This window comes from Vibrio sp. Isolate25, from assembly GCF_022398025.1.
GTDB classification, from domain to species: domain Bacteria; phylum Pseudomonadota; class Gammaproteobacteria; order Enterobacterales; family Vibrionaceae; genus Vibrio; species Vibrio coralliilyticus_A.
Genome location: NZ_JAKEUT010000004.1, coordinates 199,524 through 214,862 on the forward strand (window position 1 = coordinate 199,524; position 15,339 = coordinate 214,862).

Sequence of the window (15,339 nt, forward strand, 5' to 3'; positions counted from 1 at the left end):
GTTACTCCCCTCCAAAACCAAGGCGATCAAGTGCATGAACCAATGATTGCTTAATGCTTTCTAATTCAGCCGATGGGTTATTCACTGGCTCACCGTTTTCGTCACGAACGTCCGCCACAATAGAGTTGATGATATTGTCGCCTTGATACATTCCAGTGACCACTACAGGTGCGTCACTACCAAGCCCTGTTAACGATTGGCTTAACTCAATTTTTGCATCGTCACCGGAAACTTGTTTTAGGTCGATAACCACTGTATCACCTTTCACAACATGAGATTTTGCCTGTGCTATATCATCATCAGATGCGGTTCCTACATTGATGTAGAGTAAATCGGTCTTAGCCAAGTGTCCGTTGTAAAACTGAGTTGATTGCTGATAGTGCTCAGTAATTGACTGAGAAATTTCACTTTCACTTCCAAGTATCTGAATATCAGCAAACGCATGTGCAGCAAACAAAGAAGAGAGTAGGGTAAGCGTCCCTAACACTTTAGTTCTGTTATTTTGCATACAAAAATCCTCGTAAAGAGTTATTACTTAATAACAATTTAAACGTTAGTTAACTTTCCATGATATTTTGTTGTCATCCTTGAACGAGAATAAATACCTCTTGGAATCAAGCTATATTCCAAATCAATCCCCGTGTTTTATTTAGTACCACGATCAATGGATTGCGGGAAAGGGATTTTTTAGGTGAATTAATTGAATTCTTATACTAATCAATTAGTACAAAGTGTGACATTAATTCAGTTTAAACCATGATTGGCCTATGACATTCTTGCTCGGAAATGATACAGACTTTGTTCTTTTAATGATCTTAATACCACTTTTGTTATTTAATTTAAACAGTATTAAATGAGTTAAATATAAAAAGAGCAGATGATGGGTTTTTATACAAATATCTGTTTAAAAAGGAAAATTTTTTGTATACATTAGTTTTTAAGTGATCGTTATAACAGTGAATAGCTCTTCATTCAGATGTTGCTAAAGTGCTCTCAGTTATATGTCTCAATATTGATAATGTTAAAGCATCAATTAAAGTAATAACTCTAATTAAAATTCAAATATAATTTGGAATTTTAAGCTAAAATCAAAACATAGATCACAAATGTTTCTTATAAGAAACTTCAGGTATTTTTATGATTTTTTATCGTTCGGTATAATAACCAGGCAGGCTTTAAGGAATAATGTTAAAATAATTATGTGCAGTTAAGGTTTATATTTCAAACACCTCTAAATTAAAACTTTCTAATGTAGAAAACCGTTATTTAATAAAAATGTTAAAAGTATAAGGCCTATAAAATGGCTGGGTTTCCAACCATGTTATATAGGCCAGCTGCTTATTCTGTAGACAAGGCATCGCAATAGAAAGGACCACTGAACTCAAGCAATGCTTGCGGAATTTCGATGGATTCTTCCAATTGCCCAAAGTCATACAAAGAGAATTTTACATCCGCTTTCATAGACTTCATGTACTTTTGTTCACCACCAAAAATGATAACGGAAGGAAATTCAAGAGGATAAAAATCATCTAAATCAGATTTTGCCTCCATCACCATTTTGTATCTGAGTTTGTTCATTTCAACTTTTAGGTAGCCAGCGCAAGAATCATATTCACGCTTGACCGATAGGTTTCCAATGGCGGGGTAGAAAATAAGGTCGTAGTTGTCTGAAATGTAGCGTCCAGCCCATAACTCTATGTTGGAGTTTCCAATTTTAGCACCTGTGAACATGTAGTAGAGATCATCGGAGAGCCCCATACTATAAACCATACCTGCACTCGATTCTTTGTCATACCAGCCTTTATCAACCTGAGCATAGCCGCTTCCAAACAAAGACACGTCACCATCAGAGAAGCTGTATTGAATTGGTGTTCCTACAGTATAAAGAAACCATTTGCCTCCGACACCGGGCAATTCTGGAATGATACCAAATGGGGTTTGCCCTGGGTTTAATCCTCGCCAATAATGAGCATGCTCGCCATCCCAACGCATCGAGAAATGGAAGTCATTGTAGGTCACTTCAACCGAGTCTTGATTAGCTACGACAACCCCCGGGATTTCATAGTGAAAAAGTGTCGCATCATCAAAACCTTTCATAATGAGTTCGTCACGGAAGATATCGTACTTAATGGTTTTTCCATTGAGTGGAGTAAAAGCAAGGTGAACGTATGCTTTGGGCGTTGGCTCATCAAAATTAGGCGCTATATAGCTCTGGAGGCTGATTTTGAAATAACCCACATCCGGTACCGCAACATTATAGAACCACTGTTCTGCCCAAGTTTTATCTGAGCTTGGTACATGTGGCCGAATATCATCTAAGGTAGTCGCAGACACAGTTAGACTCAACAGAGAAAATGAAGCTGTGACGGCAAGCAAAATCGATTTCATATTCATGGTCTGGAGTTCCTTTAAATCAATAGAGGATGAGTAAAGGGAAATAAGTATTGATGCTAATCGGCCACAAGGAGTTCTCCCTATGGCCAATTGACACTAGCTAGCGACAAATACGAGCGTCGGTGAAATGCAGCCCAGCCTGACATTGCGTTCCAGACTGACAGTGCTCATCTGTCTGACAGTAGCATTCCCCACGGACGTTACATCCTGGCGTTAAATAGTCATCCATAGGGATATCTCCACTTACGCGCTCCCAGAAAGGGTTGGTAAAAATATTGTAAGGATCGAGCTCTGCTTTCGCCTGTAAGAACTCAGGCCACATCGGGAATCGAGAAGGCATATCCTCGAAGATCGCAACAGAATTTTTGCCCCAGTGAGGTCGTGCATCATACTTACGCAATGACATCTGCTCTATTTCCAGATTCACAAAGTAATTCTTCGGTTCCTTTTTACCTTCTTGACGCAAGGTGTATTCAATACCCACAAATGCGGTTTCGCGACCAGCACTCATACCAATATAGCTGTCAGACGCTTTACCAAAGCGGAAATAAATGCCATTGAGAGGGAAACACGTTCTTGGGTGAGCCGCGACTATCTCACGTACGTCACTGATCCAGTCAGGCAAACGCTCAATATCAATGGCCACTTCCTGAAGTGCGATAGGAAGTCTGTCCCAAATACATTTGTTGGGATCTTTACATTTGAAGTACTGCATTTGATCAGAGTAACCAATAGGTTCACTCACTTTCTTGCCAGTATGAGTATCGCGGAAGTAAGACTTCGCTCTGGCGTTATAACGCGCAACGGCGGCTAGACATTGCAATCCAGTGCCCGGAAATTCGTGAGCGGCATTAAATAGCAAACCGAAGAAAAACTCCTCTGCATCAGACACATCCGCCTGAGCATTATACGCTTCACCTTGCGTCTCCAATGGAACAGGGTTGTATAAGGTGGTGGTATAGCGGCCAAGGCCAGGGAACCAAGCTATATTGGCTGAGTAGTTGTTGCGAGCGATGTCCAGAACAACATCCTCCAATCCAGAATCGTCACGATACCCTGTCACTTCTGCTTTAACTTTAAACGCTTCCTCGATAGCCAGCGTGACTTCAACGACGACACCTAACACGCCCAAGTTGACGCGAGCAGCGTTGAGCAAATCGCCGTTCAACACACGAACGTCTCCCTGACCATCAACGACTTTAAGCTCTGTCACATAGTCTGCAAGCATATTGCTAGGTTTTTCCAATGTTGAGCCGTGTGTTCCACTGCCAAGCATACCGCCGACTGTGAAGATGGCTAACTCAGTGACCATGTTGATCGCGTAACCTTGTTCACGAAGAAAGTCATTTAAATCGTTAAACCTCATACCCGCTTCAACCGTCACACGTTTGTTCACGGCGTCGAAATGGACGATCTTATCCATATTCTTGAGCGTAAGTTGAACTTGAACATCACCCGCGCAGGCGGCATCGATCTGGCTGGCAAACTTACGATTACCCGTCATCACTTTCTTGTCGCGTATCAGTGCATCTTTAACGATGGCCTGAACGCCTTCAATGGATTGAGGGTCGTAAATCGCTTCAGGGTGACAGGTATAGGTCCCTTGATAGTTGGAAATTTCGCGTTCGGGCTCGCTCGTGTGAAGAGCAAAGGCTGTTCCTAATGCAGCCGATATTAAAGTAGCGCCGAGCGCGAGAGTTCTTATTCTCATTAAATATTCCTTATTTAAAAGCATCGTGACATTGAGCTTCATCAGCTCGAAATTGAAATTAGGTATCAGCCAAATCGTGGCAATATTTGTTGTTCGATAACGTCCCGAACGGCACGTCGATGTTGAGGAACCCGACTGCGGAAGAACTCGCCAACATTGGCTTTGTATCCATCAAGCGGTCTTGGCCCTATCTCTGGAACCCAAAGCGCATGATTCGTTGTCGCAAAATTGAGTTGGGAATGACCTAAAATGGCAAGCGGGCCTTGAGAGAGGTTTTTCGCATCAAAAATCCAGATTTCTTTACCGTTGCCAATGGTGTTGGTTGGCTCTTTACGAACTACCGCAGTAAAGACGTAGCCGTCATCTTGAGCGTAGCTACCGGGTCTCGACATAAACTGAGGCGTTCGCATTACACAGTCAGCAGGAAATTGATAAGCATCGGTGACTGCCATCTTTTGGCAATCCATATGGACGAGAGCGGAAGGTTGGTCTTCTTGAGGTAACGAGTCATTGGTAAACAGGCGGTTGGGGTATTGCTCGTATGCATCCGCGACACGCTCAACAACATGGTCTTTTCGGTAACCCACAGCAGCCCAGTAGATATGGTCAAACTGCTCAGGGAATTGGAAATGACCTCGGTAAGCGGGATCATTCATATCCCAGAAAAGCTGGTCATCACGAATTAAACGAAAATCACCCGTAATTTCACGCACGGAATCAGGTTGAACCTGAATGCGCGCGCGAACTAGGCCACCCACATCCACTGGTGCGGCAGGATAACCTGCGAGCGAATCACTGACTCTTCCACCGAAGAGCAATCTATCACGAGTATATTGCGGCTCAGATTTATCCATCGCGCCCAGATACTGCCCATAGAGCGTAATTTCGTTTTCATGATCATCGTAATTGCACATGACATCTGAAGTATCAAAGTTAAGCTCAATGTAATCGGCGGTGACAATGTCACGATTTGAGAGTAGGTCTTTCTTGCGGATAACCCATACAGGCGTGCGATGTTGCTGAGCGTAGACTGAACGGATACCAATCATTCTTAGCGGCTCAACTTGTGCCGCTGTTTCAAAGATCAGAACATGATAGCGGGTGACACCCAGTGAATGCGCAGTCGCAGCGATAAATGCTGGTCGGCCATCTCGTCCGACGATATCCCAACCTTGAAGGGCGCTTTTCTTATCCCACTTCAAGAGTCTGATAAATCCATTCTTGGTCCCCGTATTTGAAACGTTACCACCATAGTTGATGGTAAAACACTCGTCTGATTCGAGGTCAAAGTATGGGTGCCCAGTGGTCCGTACCTGAGGAAATAGCCATTTTTCCGGCGTCAGTGCGTCCATCCATGGTGGTAAACTGCTACGCCATTCATCGTAATGACCGATGGGCGTAATAAGATCTAATGTTGTCGCATCAAATTCATAAGGAACGCCGCCCTCGTAACTTAAAGCGAACCGGTTATCACCAAGGTAGTTGGGTGCGGTATTACAGTAGTTCACAAATCCCATAGAAGGGCTGTAATACGCCATACCACCGAGCAATTTGAATCTATCAGGCCAATAGTGGATGTGCTGTTGCATGATAGCAGAGGGGGTGTCGATCATTTTGCGCATAAACGACACTTGCCCAAGGGAGAAATCCAAGCGGGTCAGTGCACCACGACCACTCGGGCTAAGATGATCCCGCTCGAGTGGAATGCCTTCAGCAAAGAACACATGGCCCATGATGTCATCGGGTAATTGCCCGTAAAGCAGATTTAGGTTGCCCGAAGAGGGCGTGAAGTCAGCTTGCATTATAGACTCTGGGAAAAGTGAGTGATTCACAGTCGGTGAAGCAAACAGCTGCCCAGGCACGAGAGTAACACCCGCTAATCCCTTTAAAAAAGTACGTCTTTCCATAGCTCTCATCAATAAGTAATTGAATGCATATATTGGAAAGTAGATGAGATTTATAAAGTGTATTGAGGAATATCAGAAATTATGAATTGTGGCAGAGAAGTGGTGCAATGACTCTAGTTGGTTACACAGTGAAGCATCAATAACATACTGAAAATCTGTTACTTTTATCATTACTCAATTAATACCGTAACCAAGATCACATAAAGCGGTTCAAAGCCAGCGTGAGTGAGCCATTTAGATAAACTTCAAATTGGTTATAAACGCTGGCTATATATAGGGTTGGCGACATCATTACTTCTTTTTAGACTTTTTCATTTTATATTCAATTATTTTGATATGAGAATAAGGCTTCTTTAAACCTATTGTCAGGGAGACAAATATGGAAAATGAAGCAGCCGCAATTATTGCTAAAAGCTCACCTCAACAAATCGCGACTGGCGAGTTAGTTGTCCTCAAAAACACCATCAAGAAATTCTGTAAAGGCCCTATGCGTTCTGAGCTCATGAAGTTAGCTAACTCAGAACTCGGGGCAATCTGTTCTAAGATCACTGCAGAGCGCATGCCGGTTTATCAAGTGAAGATCACCCACCTTAAAGAACTTGCCAAGTGCAACAATCAATTGAGACTAAGAGACGAACTACGAGAAATCAGAAGTACTGGCATTTAACTCAGTTTAATTAAGCAAGGCCGTTAAGCGCCTGATAAAAGAAATATTACAACAATAAATAACCACAACATCATAGGCTAATTAGCATGTATTACGAGAATAATAAGAAAGTCGTGAGAGCGGGGTACGCCCCAGTTGAAGAAGAACAAGATGGCGCTAATGTCCAACCTCAACAACCTGTACAAGAGACACCCGATCCCGAACCAGAATATGAAATCAATGTAAAAATCCATTGCACGAAAGAGGAACTTAATTTTCTCCAGGCTGGCCAATGGTCATTGGGCCGCACTGAGGCTGAAACGCCAGTGTCACAATGGTCAAAAGAGGAGGCACATGAGAAAACAAGCGTTCTGACCGCTCATTGCTTTCAAAGTGAAGAAAAGGTGCTCCACCATGAACTCTTCGCCAAACATCATACGACTTGCTTCGACGTTATACCCAAACCCAAAGGAACCAAACACATTAACGCCGAATTTATACCGGTAAAGTTAGCAATCAAAGCACACGAGAGTAAATTGGCATTTCCGACAAAGGGCTACTTTTATCACTTTGTTAGTGGAAAGCTAAGCCGTGAGTATCGTATAGCTGGAGAAGGGCTTTCAATATTTCAGGCAACCTTGTCTGATGCGTCAAAGCTGGATGACGAGCTGTTATCTAAAAACCAATTAACGAGTGTTTTGCTTCCATACAAACGAGAAGGTACCCCTGTACCCGATCAGCATTTTCTGTATCGCTTGGAAAAACTTAGCCAAGATCAGCTAAATGCAGTGACCAATCAATGGCTCGACGAACGCGCACTTAAACTGGAAATGGACGACATCGTTGCCGCAAGAACGTCAGCATTAGAGAAACGAGCTGAAACAGAGCAGGGCGCTGAAGTATGGCCCCCTTTAAAGCAGTTTAAAGCCGTTCACCCATTTGGCGATATATGGGGTCAATTCAAACAACATCAGCTCAGTGAAACCATGGTTAATGTCATGCAGAGTCATTCTATTCCTGACAATGTTCCTGTATTGATCCTCCCAGTCTCGAAAGAGGAACAGCTACGCCAATACTGTACAAAGTTTGACAACTTTATTTTCTTTTTTCCAAACTCCCCTAACTTTGGTGAGCAAGGAATTAACCTTAGAGCCATTAACGAATTCAAAAGTTACTTCAATCAGCCACCAAGATTTATAATCCTCACGGACGATGACGAGGAAAGTACAGGCTTTACTCAGACTGTGAGCTTCAAAGCTAAATGGAAAGACGACTACAAAATAGATAGTCAGCTAAAATCGTTCTATCAAGAGTTTGGTGGTGAAGGGGCCATAGTCGAGAGAAACGCAAAAAATCAAACCGTACTTAAGCTCGCATCTAACATTGAAGGTTGTCCAACCAATGCGTCTGAACTAGGTGAGGCGCTAACTGCGTTTAGCGAGGGTCAAGCGGTAGTTTACACAATGTCCGATGATACTCACGGCCCAGAAAAAACCGGGTTGTTTGAAAACTATTCGGAATACCCACTTGAAGGCACTTTTACTTTCGTTCTCACTCAAGAAGGTAAAGATACCGCACAAGATAAGTTTAAAAAGCTTTGCCCTGACTGGGAACAGCAGTCGTTTGACTTTGAAAGGCTTATCGATAAAAGAACTCATCAAGGTAAAACCCTGTTATTGTCTGGTGCGAGGGATTCTTATGCACAGGTTGCAGAATATGATTCCGGTGAGATTATTGAGGTACACATGAGGGATAAGGATCACAAGCCCGATAAACGTACAATCTATGAAAATGGCAAAGAAAAAGACTACCCGTGTGGCATAGATGACAACGCAATTTATCGAACACTGATTTCCGACAATGCGATAAAAGAGTCTGAGTTACCTCAAGCTATCCAGCATGGACTTAACTCGATACTAAATAACGATCAATTCTACCTCGTTTACAACTATGGTTACCATCAGGTACCAGCAGAACATCGTCAAGATCTGATTGAAACACAACACTACGCATTCGAAAACTTGAGTAAGAAAGCCGTTGTACTTGTTGTGGGAGATAAACACATCCCTGATTTGGGCTCTTACGATTCTATCTCTATTGATAGCCCTGATCTGATTGAAACTCTCAACAGCCCTTCAAATAAGGCTCTATTTGTAACAGTAGGTAGATTGCCGGCTAGTGTAAATAACTTCCTGATAAAGAAAGTTAACCTGGTTTTAGCTGAAGGAAAAGGTTCAATATCAATAGCTCAAGAGTTTGGTGTCAACTATGTCATTCTTCCTCAAGAAAGCGGTCTAAAGACAGACTACCATTCCTCTGCAAAAGAGTTAGTCGAATGTTCAAATAATTTATATACCCCTTGTGATGGCGCCAAGTTACTTAGAAAAATAGCAGAGGGGGCTTACGCTTCATCATATAAAGCAATGTGTAGCGAGCAAAGCCTAATATTAGAAACCTTCTCGGGCTTGTATCAAAGTAGTTTTGGACCTTTAGACAAAGCTTAATTTTTGAATAACGAACACATTGACATTGCTCAGAGTGTATACGAGGATGAAAGTATGAATAGAGATCTTAAGCGCCACTCAAACCGAATTATCACCATTCCATAGGAATGGTGGGAAGCAGTACGCGTTAGATTTTTAAAACCCACCGAATCGAGGTGGGTTTTCTGTATCTGCCTCGTGGGATCAGTCCTACAATAAGGAGGTAACATGAAGAAAATCGCAGTTTTCGGCAAGCCAGGAAGCGGAAAATCAACGCTGAGCAAACAATTGGCACGCGAGACAGGCATTGAATTGCATCAACTTGATTCGATCGTCTACAAGAAAAATGGTGAGCAGATTGATGCAGAAACGTTCAAAGAAGCCCATAACAATATCCTCGAAACCGAAAGTTGGATAATCGACGGACTTGGACCAATAGAGTCGTTCAACCAGAGACTAGATGAAGCTGACACCTTGGTTTACATCGATCTTCCGTACATCACGAGTTATTGGCTAGTCACCAAGCGGCTTTTAAAAGGATTAATAGTTAAACCAGAAGGTTGGCCTGATGGAAGCTCAGTCTGGAATGGCACAGTCCAAAGTTATCGATTCCTAAAACTCAGCCCAAAGTTTTGGAATGACAAGTTCATGCATAGGTTAGAATCCATTTCGACAAACAAATCTCTACACGTCATCCGATCCATTTCCGAGTTAAACAGTTTTGCGCGTGACCACATCAAGCAATGAATTTAAGAAGATTCGTAATATACAACTTAATCATCGATAGATGGTTAAGTTGTATATTAGGTATTTTATGGTAAATCCAATTATGTTGAATGGATTTCAAAAAGAGAGGAGTAATGGCAATAAAAGAGTCAGATTTCACGTAGATTAGCATTTAATTTAACATAATATACATAATACGCACTAATGGATTGTACTATTAGAGATGATTCGTGGTGCTGAACGCGCGGATTCGAATCTTGCGGCCGTTCCAGCTCCGTTCCAGCTCCGTTCCAGCTCCGTTCCAGCTCCGTTCCCGCTTGTCTGCTCATTTTTATCCTACATGCGAGCATGTAGGAACAAAAATCGAGCCTAGGTTTTAGATAACATCAGGAATCGGCAATAATGGTTCAGCTTCCTGTTCGCGTTCTTCCTCTCTATGCTTGCAAGTTACCAGTCTGGAATTGTCCATATAGTGCAGCTTGAACACACACTCTGACATCTGACTAAAGTCATAACCCAGCTTAAGCAAATCGGTATGCTTCAATGTGAATTGGTAAACTTCATCCAGATAAACATCGACATAGACACGAAAGAAACTCATATCAGGGTCAAGCTTGCCGCGACTGGATGCTAGCTGCTTAGACCATCCGGCCACATAAAAATTGAAACCCTCCAGAACCCCGAAGCCTTGCTGAGTGACATTGGAGGGAACCTGACGAGGCAAACTCAAATGCGCCTCATCTATGACATAAAGTGGACCTAAGTTATCGTCATTACGCCAGTCAGATTGATAATGTTCCACCTTACTAAATGGCCTTTCCCTTGAGTCAAACTGCCCTTCTACCACCTCGATTAAAAAAGAAGTCGCGGAGAACTCGACCGGCGCTGGCAAAGCGACCGGCTACCACGGAAAACTGCTTCGCCTGGGACGCTCCTACAACATCCACACCATTAACCTTTTCCAACGTGGCCAGGAAGTGCCAAAGACCATCATCGATAACTGCGAATATGGCTATGTGATGCTGACCAAGACGCCTAAGAGCCGTCGATACCTGGAAGACCTCACCGGCATATGTGCCTTAGAGCAGGGAAAATTGCAGCGTTTTGAGTATTTCTGCCAGGTCGGTGTCGAGGTCGAAAAAGGCAAAATCCGCTGGTGATGTGTGAAAGCCATCACGCTTAAGGCACATCTAAGCCATATCCGCGTGAGGCATCCAAGGCACTTATCGCGTTACCACTAATACCGCTCACTAACGAGCGGTATTTTTTGGAGAACACATGATTAAAGTGAACGCGAAAAACGTGATGGTGATTGGCCTTGTGGCGTGCGTCGTCGCGGCGGGCGTGGTCTGGGCATCGAACAACGTTGATGCCGTTGAAGACGCAATCGGCGATTAAGGAGCACGCATGATTTCTGTAATGAAACTGAACTCCTTCACCGGCGCGGGTTACGGCGAAAAAGCCTCTTTGGTGCTGCCGACCGGCCCGACCTATGAAGAAATCTTCCCGGAAACCAATTTGCTGCCCGAGCAAATCACTCGAGTAACCATCACCTTAAACGGCGATGAGATTGTCGTCCTAGACGGCAAGCTGATGAAGATGCTTGAAGCCTACAAAGGCAGATGGTTTCTATCAAATCCCACTGGCGGACATCACGGCCAAGACCAAAAACGGGATGCGCTACACCGCTCTGGTCACGGAGAAAGGCGACAACATTCTTCTGGAGGTGGAAATCGCGCCAGCACCGGAGAACTCGCCAGCGGTACAGCTCAAAGGCCACGCCTCTGTCTCACCGGCACAAGCCGCGCGCATTGTCGTGCCGCAAATCAAGAAACAAACCATGCAAGCCACGGCGACCGAGAACGAGTTCTTAGACCTGGTCTCAGGCCCGCTTTTGCATGTATGCCGTATGCACTTTGTCAGCGACAAGATAAAGAGCGTGGAACTCTCTCGCGACTACATCCGTGAGTACGACTCGACAGCCGTAGTCGATGCCATGCGCGCCAAGCGTAACCGCCGTTTCTGGCAATCGGGCTTCTACCATTTCGATCCGATTATGCGCGGCTACTACCTGGATGAGCTGATGCCTACCGTACACCAACACGAGCTGAAGTTCACGGTGAAGACCAGTGAGCCGTGCGGGACCATTCCTATCATTGTCGAATCGGTGAACGTGGTGCGCCCTGCCCTAGTGAATAGCTAAGGGGGCGTCTATGTCATTTTTTGATGACCTCGGAAACTTTGGCAGTGGGATTAGTGCGGACTTAGGGTGATAGTATGAACAACATAACTCAACTGTTGCCCATCATCGTTCTTCTCACAACAAATAATTCCTTTTGTTTATGCGCATTATGAGATTGCTTCTGTTGATAACTGACTGTTATGGCATGTACAATTCACGATGGAAAACTAAAAAGTCTACTCGGTGTTTCACATCGTAGTTTTCCTGTCTATTCGCCGTTGATTTTGTTGGAGCTCTTTAATGTTTAGAAAACTAATTTTTTTGTCGCTCTTGCTATCTATGCCAGTGGTTGTAAACGCTGAAGTTGTAACCTGTGATAACTCGGAAATTGTTCAGGTATATGTACAAGGGAAAAGAGACGACAGCTTATACTGGCAAAATAGTTTAGTCATACAGTATAAAAACGAATGTGGCGGCAAAAATTGGACTCACACAGATATAGATAGTAGAGCTATGAGTGGTTTTTTGTCTGTTGCACTCACCGCCAAAACCACAGGTAAAAAAGTAAATGTTGCAGTAAACACGAGTAATCCCAAGCCTCATTCAAATGAACTGGCTTTTATCGGAATATCTGACTAAAGGGCTTTCATTTAAACTCTCTATCCGTAGCAAATCTCCAAAAAAGGGAGCTCATCGACTCCCATTTTATTTGATAGTCCCGCACCTTTCTCTATCACTATACGGTCAACGTATAAGTTGTTGAAGTCCTGTAAAAATGCGTTGGCTGAACCAGAAATAACTAATAGAAAACTTTTTCATGTATCCAAATACCCCTAACAAAAAACTTCAATTATACATTGTAAAAGTAATTGCCTTAGCTCTATACATAGTTTTTTGTATACGAGATAAGCTTCTAGCCAATTTTATGAGTGTTGCTGTTGTTCTTCTGTCTTGCTCGCATGAAATCTCTAGCAAAGCACTTGAGCCATCTACGACAGTCTGGAGTTGCCAGTTTGGTGCACGGTACCCGCGGTAAGCCTAGTAATAATTGTACCCCCAGTGATTATCGTCAAACTATCTTGGCCCTGGTTCGCAAGCATTATGCGGATTTCGGCCCGACATTAGCGCAAGAAAAGTTATTAGAAAGACCTTGCGCCAATGGCTGATCGCCGATGGTCTCTGGGTGCTACACTCACAACGTCAGCCTCGCGTTTACCAACCTTGTTATCGCCGTGATTGTTTAGGATAACTGGTTCAGATTGATGGCTCACACCACGATTGGTTTGAAGGACGCAGCCCTAAGTGCAGTCTCAAAGAAAGGTAATAAATCATTCAGCCTAATTTGCTAAGTTGGGCTAAATCCCTCATTTATGAAACCAAGCACACACTTTGTTCACACAAACCTCTATATCGCCTCTGAACATTTGATATAGTTCTTGCTTATCATTTACTTAGAAGAACTATTTATAAAATAGAGGTTGTCATGACTACTTCACTTCTTACGTCAGCGGCAGAACACATTTACGGCCGTGTATCTGGCAAACAAGATGCCAATAAATTGTACAAAGTCCTTGTACCTGAATTACGTGAGGCTTTAGAAAGAGGCACTCCTATTACCGATCCGCAAGTTAAACGGTTAATTTCGGCCATCAGTGAGCTTCCTTCATCCGGTGCTAAACAAAGAAACTTTGTTAGACGTTATATGCAGGACAGAGATTCAATGCTGAAGTTACCTCGAGATCCAAACACCATTATGTATGGATATTGGTGGTAAATATGATTAAGTGGGGAGTAAAAATTGCCTTTGTTTTGGCAACTATCTTTATCGTTAACGACGTGGCGTCATTAGGTGATCCAATCCAGTTTATTGATCTAACCAGCTTCTTGATTGTTGTGGTTCCTACCCTATTTTCTGCGGCTGTGGGTTATCTAAACTCTCGTGTGATAGCGATTCGATGCGCAATCTATACAGCGGGAGTCAGCAGTTTATTGGGTGTCCTGATTGGTGTTATCCAAACCTTTGGCAATGCTTTTGGAGATACGGAAGCAATATTTGTGGGGCTAAGCGTTGCGCTTCTTCCACTTTTCTATGGGCTCACCATTGCCCTGCTGCTGCTTCCATTCCATCTTAGCAGCGATGATTAACAGTAAGAAACATCTTAGACACTTAGCATTAGATATAGGGGTTATATCAGACCGCCCAACATTGGGTGGTCTTATTTTTCTTGTTAGTGCTTAGTGCAGCTCTGATAATTCTCGGGGGTACAGTAAGTCATCGGGATATACATCACCTCCTCTACTGGCTGCTCATTGGCAAGCTTATAGAGAGTTAAGATGGCTTGCCTACCCATTTCATAAGGGTTTTGACCTATATTAGCGTGTGCTAAATTATCTTTTAGGTATTCCAATTGCTCTTGAGCAGTGTCAGCCGTGATTATAATGATTTCTTTGTTTAGTATGGCATCTTTGTGAGGTGCAACAACATCTCTATACTCTTCTAGAAACTGAGTCCAGCCTCCTACTGCCACAATTGCATGAATCTTTCTTTCTTGATAGGAATTGAGTACGTTCTTGAGGTCTTCTAATGCTCTATGAAATTGACCAAAATTGTATAGGGGTTGGCTGAACTCTGTCCAGCCATTTTCGCCTTTCAAGCGTTCACCTGGAGGCGTTAAGTACTGCTTTCCTGATAGCGCTGAGCGTACTCCCATCACTCTTAGGTTTAAATTTGGTGAATCTGGACGTCCACTTTGAATGATCACTGTACCACCATTAGGGAGTTGAGATTTCAGTTGCTCACCTAACGCCTCTCCTAAGTCATAATCATTAGTGCCTATATAAGCAGCTCTTAATTCTGGATAACTAGCTAGGGTTTCTTGTGCGAAGTCTGCGTCATAAGTGATTACTGGTACACCGAACTCCTTTGCTTGTTTCATACTATTTTCAAGCATAAACTCCGACTGAGATACAGCGATGGCAATGCCATCTATTCCCTCATCTAACAATTCAGCAATTATCTTATCTTGCTTTCGCACATCAACCGATTTGGGACCTCGATAAATACACTCCACATTCTCTAACTCTTTGGCCGCAGCCATGCAACCTTCCCTACTGGCATCAAAGAATGGGTTGAGCTCTTCTTTGGGTACAACGGCAAAGCGAAGTTTGGCTTCGGATATGCTGATAGTACACAGTAGTAGGCTGAGAGTTATTACGTTTCTAACAAAACCAATCATATCGGTTTGTTCCCTTACAAAACTAATAATTTTACTTGTACTGTAAAAGTTAGC

Annotated in this window: 12 protein-coding genes and 3 pseudogenes; 9 read left to right on the plus strand and 6 right to left on the minus strand. The window is 43.2% G+C overall.

The window, feature by feature from the left end; genetic code table 11:
• Window position 1: 1 nt before the first annotated feature.
• The 4 genes from L1D15_RS12005 to L1D15_RS12020 all read right to left on the minus strand — a co-directional run bounded on the left by L1D15_RS12005 (window position 2) and on the right by L1D15_RS12020 (window position 6,012).
• Entirely contained in the window at window positions 2–508 is a 507-nt protein-coding gene (locus L1D15_RS12005; protein ID WP_239875802.1) for a cytolysin secretion protein, read from the minus strand.
• Window positions 509–1,338: 830 nt separating this feature from the next.
• The gene (locus tag L1D15_RS12010; RefSeq protein ID WP_345779262.1) at window positions 1,339–2,388 is read right to left on the minus strand and encodes a hypothetical protein; all 1,050 of its coding nucleotides are present in this window, start codon (window positions 2,386–2,388) and stop codon (window positions 1,339–1,341) included.
• A 106-nt stretch (window positions 2,389–2,494) separates the two neighbouring features.
• A complete protein-coding gene (locus L1D15_RS12015) occupies window positions 2,495–4,105 on the minus strand; it encodes an FAD-binding protein (RefSeq protein ID WP_239875805.1) in 1,611 nt (536 codons plus the stop codon).
• A gap of 65 nt (window positions 4,106–4,170) precedes the next feature.
• Complete coding sequence (locus tag L1D15_RS12020; RefSeq protein ID WP_239875806.1) at window positions 4,171–6,012, minus strand: carotenoid oxygenase family protein; 1,842 nt, start codon at window positions 6,010–6,012, stop codon at window positions 4,171–4,173.
• Window positions 6,013–6,391: 379 nt separating this feature from the next.
• Here L1D15_RS12020 and L1D15_RS12025 point away from each other — a divergent pair, with 379 nt between their 5' ends.
• From L1D15_RS12025 to L1D15_RS12035, 3 genes are all read left to right on the plus strand, one after another.
• Window positions 6,392–6,679 carry a hypothetical protein gene (locus L1D15_RS12025; RefSeq protein WP_239875808.1) on the plus strand — a complete coding sequence of 96 codons (288 nt, stop codon included), beginning with the start codon at window positions 6,392–6,394 and terminating at the stop codon, window positions 6,677–6,679.
• An 86-nt stretch (window positions 6,680–6,765) separates the two neighbouring features.
• A complete protein-coding gene (locus L1D15_RS12030; RefSeq protein ID WP_239875809.1) occupies window positions 6,766–9,162 on the plus strand; it encodes a hypothetical protein in 2,397 nt (798 codons plus the stop codon).
• 207 nt (window positions 9,163–9,369) lie between these two features.
• Entirely contained in the window at window positions 9,370–9,888 is a 519-nt protein-coding gene (locus tag L1D15_RS12035; protein ID WP_239875810.1) for an adenylate kinase, read from the plus strand.
• A gap of 355 nt (window positions 9,889–10,243) precedes the next feature.
• On the opposite strand, the gene L1D15_RS12040 is transcribed toward L1D15_RS12035, so the two are convergent.
• Window positions 10,244–10,669 carry a hypothetical protein gene (locus L1D15_RS12040; protein ID WP_239875811.1) on the minus strand — a complete coding sequence of 142 codons (426 nt, stop codon included), beginning with the start codon at window positions 10,667–10,669 and terminating at the stop codon, window positions 10,244–10,246.
• Between the two features lie 55 nt (window positions 10,670–10,724).
• Between L1D15_RS12040 and L1D15_RS12045 the strand changes: the two are divergent.
• The 6 genes and pseudogenes from L1D15_RS12045 to L1D15_RS12070 form a co-directional block, all read left to right on the plus strand.
• Window positions 10,725–11,027, plus strand: a pseudogene (locus L1D15_RS12045) (ATP-binding protein); the annotation flags it as partial.
• A 247-nt stretch (window positions 11,028–11,274) separates the two neighbouring features.
• Window positions 11,275–12,070: pseudogene (locus L1D15_RS12050) on the plus strand (major capsid protein P2).
• A gap of 279 nt (window positions 12,071–12,349) precedes the next feature.
• Window positions 12,350–12,688: a hypothetical protein gene (locus L1D15_RS12055; protein WP_239866446.1), complete on the plus strand. Its 339-nt coding sequence runs from the start codon at window positions 12,350–12,352 to the stop codon at window positions 12,686–12,688.
• A 437-nt stretch (window positions 12,689–13,125) separates the two neighbouring features.
• Window positions 13,126–13,361, plus strand: a pseudogene (locus L1D15_RS12060) (ISNCY family transposase); the annotation flags it as partial.
• Between the two features lie 171 nt (window positions 13,362–13,532).
• Window positions 13,533–13,823 (plus strand): hypothetical protein, encoded by a 291-nt coding sequence (locus tag L1D15_RS12065; RefSeq protein WP_239875813.1) that lies wholly within the window; start codon window positions 13,533–13,535, stop codon window positions 13,821–13,823.
• A gap of 2 nt (window positions 13,824–13,825) precedes the next feature.
• The gene (locus L1D15_RS12070; RefSeq protein ID WP_239875814.1) at window positions 13,826–14,194 is read left to right on the plus strand and encodes a MotA/TolQ/ExbB proton channel family protein; all 369 of its coding nucleotides are present in this window, start codon (window positions 13,826–13,828) and stop codon (window positions 14,192–14,194) included.
• A gap of 83 nt (window positions 14,195–14,277) precedes the next feature.
• Here the strand turns inward: L1D15_RS12070 and L1D15_RS12075 are convergent, their stop codons facing one another.
• Window positions 14,278–15,285, minus strand: a complete 1,008-nt coding sequence (locus L1D15_RS12075; protein WP_239875816.1) for a substrate-binding domain-containing protein — start codon at window positions 15,283–15,285, stop codon at window positions 14,278–14,280.
• Between the last annotated feature and the right edge of the window lie 54 nt (window positions 15,286–15,339).

Bases quoted from the DNA above. Each gene is read 5' to 3' on its own strand.
- L1D15_RS12005 (WP_239875802.1), bottom strand. From the start codon at position 508: ATGCAAAATAACAGAACTAAAGTGTTAGGGACGCTTACCCTACTCTCT.
- L1D15_RS12010 (WP_345779262.1), bottom strand. From the start codon at position 2,388: ATGAAATCGATTTTGCTTGCCGTCACAGCTTCATTTTCTCTGTTGAGT.
- L1D15_RS12015 (WP_239875805.1), bottom strand. From the start codon at position 4,105: ATGAGAATAAGAACTCTCGCGCTCGGCGCTACTTTAATATCGGCTGCA.
- L1D15_RS12020 (WP_239875806.1), bottom strand. From the start codon at position 6,012: ATGGAAAGACGTACTTTTTTAAAGGGATTAGCGGGTGTTACTCTCGTG.
- L1D15_RS12025 (WP_239875808.1), top strand. From the start codon at position 6,392: ATGGAAAATGAAGCAGCCGCAATTATTGCTAAAAGCTCACCTCAACAA.
- L1D15_RS12030 (WP_239875809.1), top strand. From the start codon at position 6,766: ATGTATTACGAGAATAATAAGAAAGTCGTGAGAGCGGGGTACGCCCCA.
- L1D15_RS12035 (WP_239875810.1), top strand. From the start codon at position 9,370: ATGAAGAAAATCGCAGTTTTCGGCAAGCCAGGAAGCGGAAAATCAACG.
- L1D15_RS12055 (WP_239866446.1), top strand. From the start codon at position 12,350: ATGTTTAGAAAACTAATTTTTTTGTCGCTCTTGCTATCTATGCCAGTG.
- L1D15_RS12065 (WP_239875813.1), top strand. From the start codon at position 13,533: ATGACTACTTCACTTCTTACGTCAGCGGCAGAACACATTTACGGCCGT.
- L1D15_RS12070 (WP_239875814.1), top strand. From the start codon at position 13,826: ATGATTAAGTGGGGAGTAAAAATTGCCTTTGTTTTGGCAACTATCTTT.
- L1D15_RS12075 (WP_239875816.1), bottom strand. From the start codon at position 15,285: ATGATTGGTTTTGTTAGAAACGTAATAACTCTCAGCCTACTACTGTGT.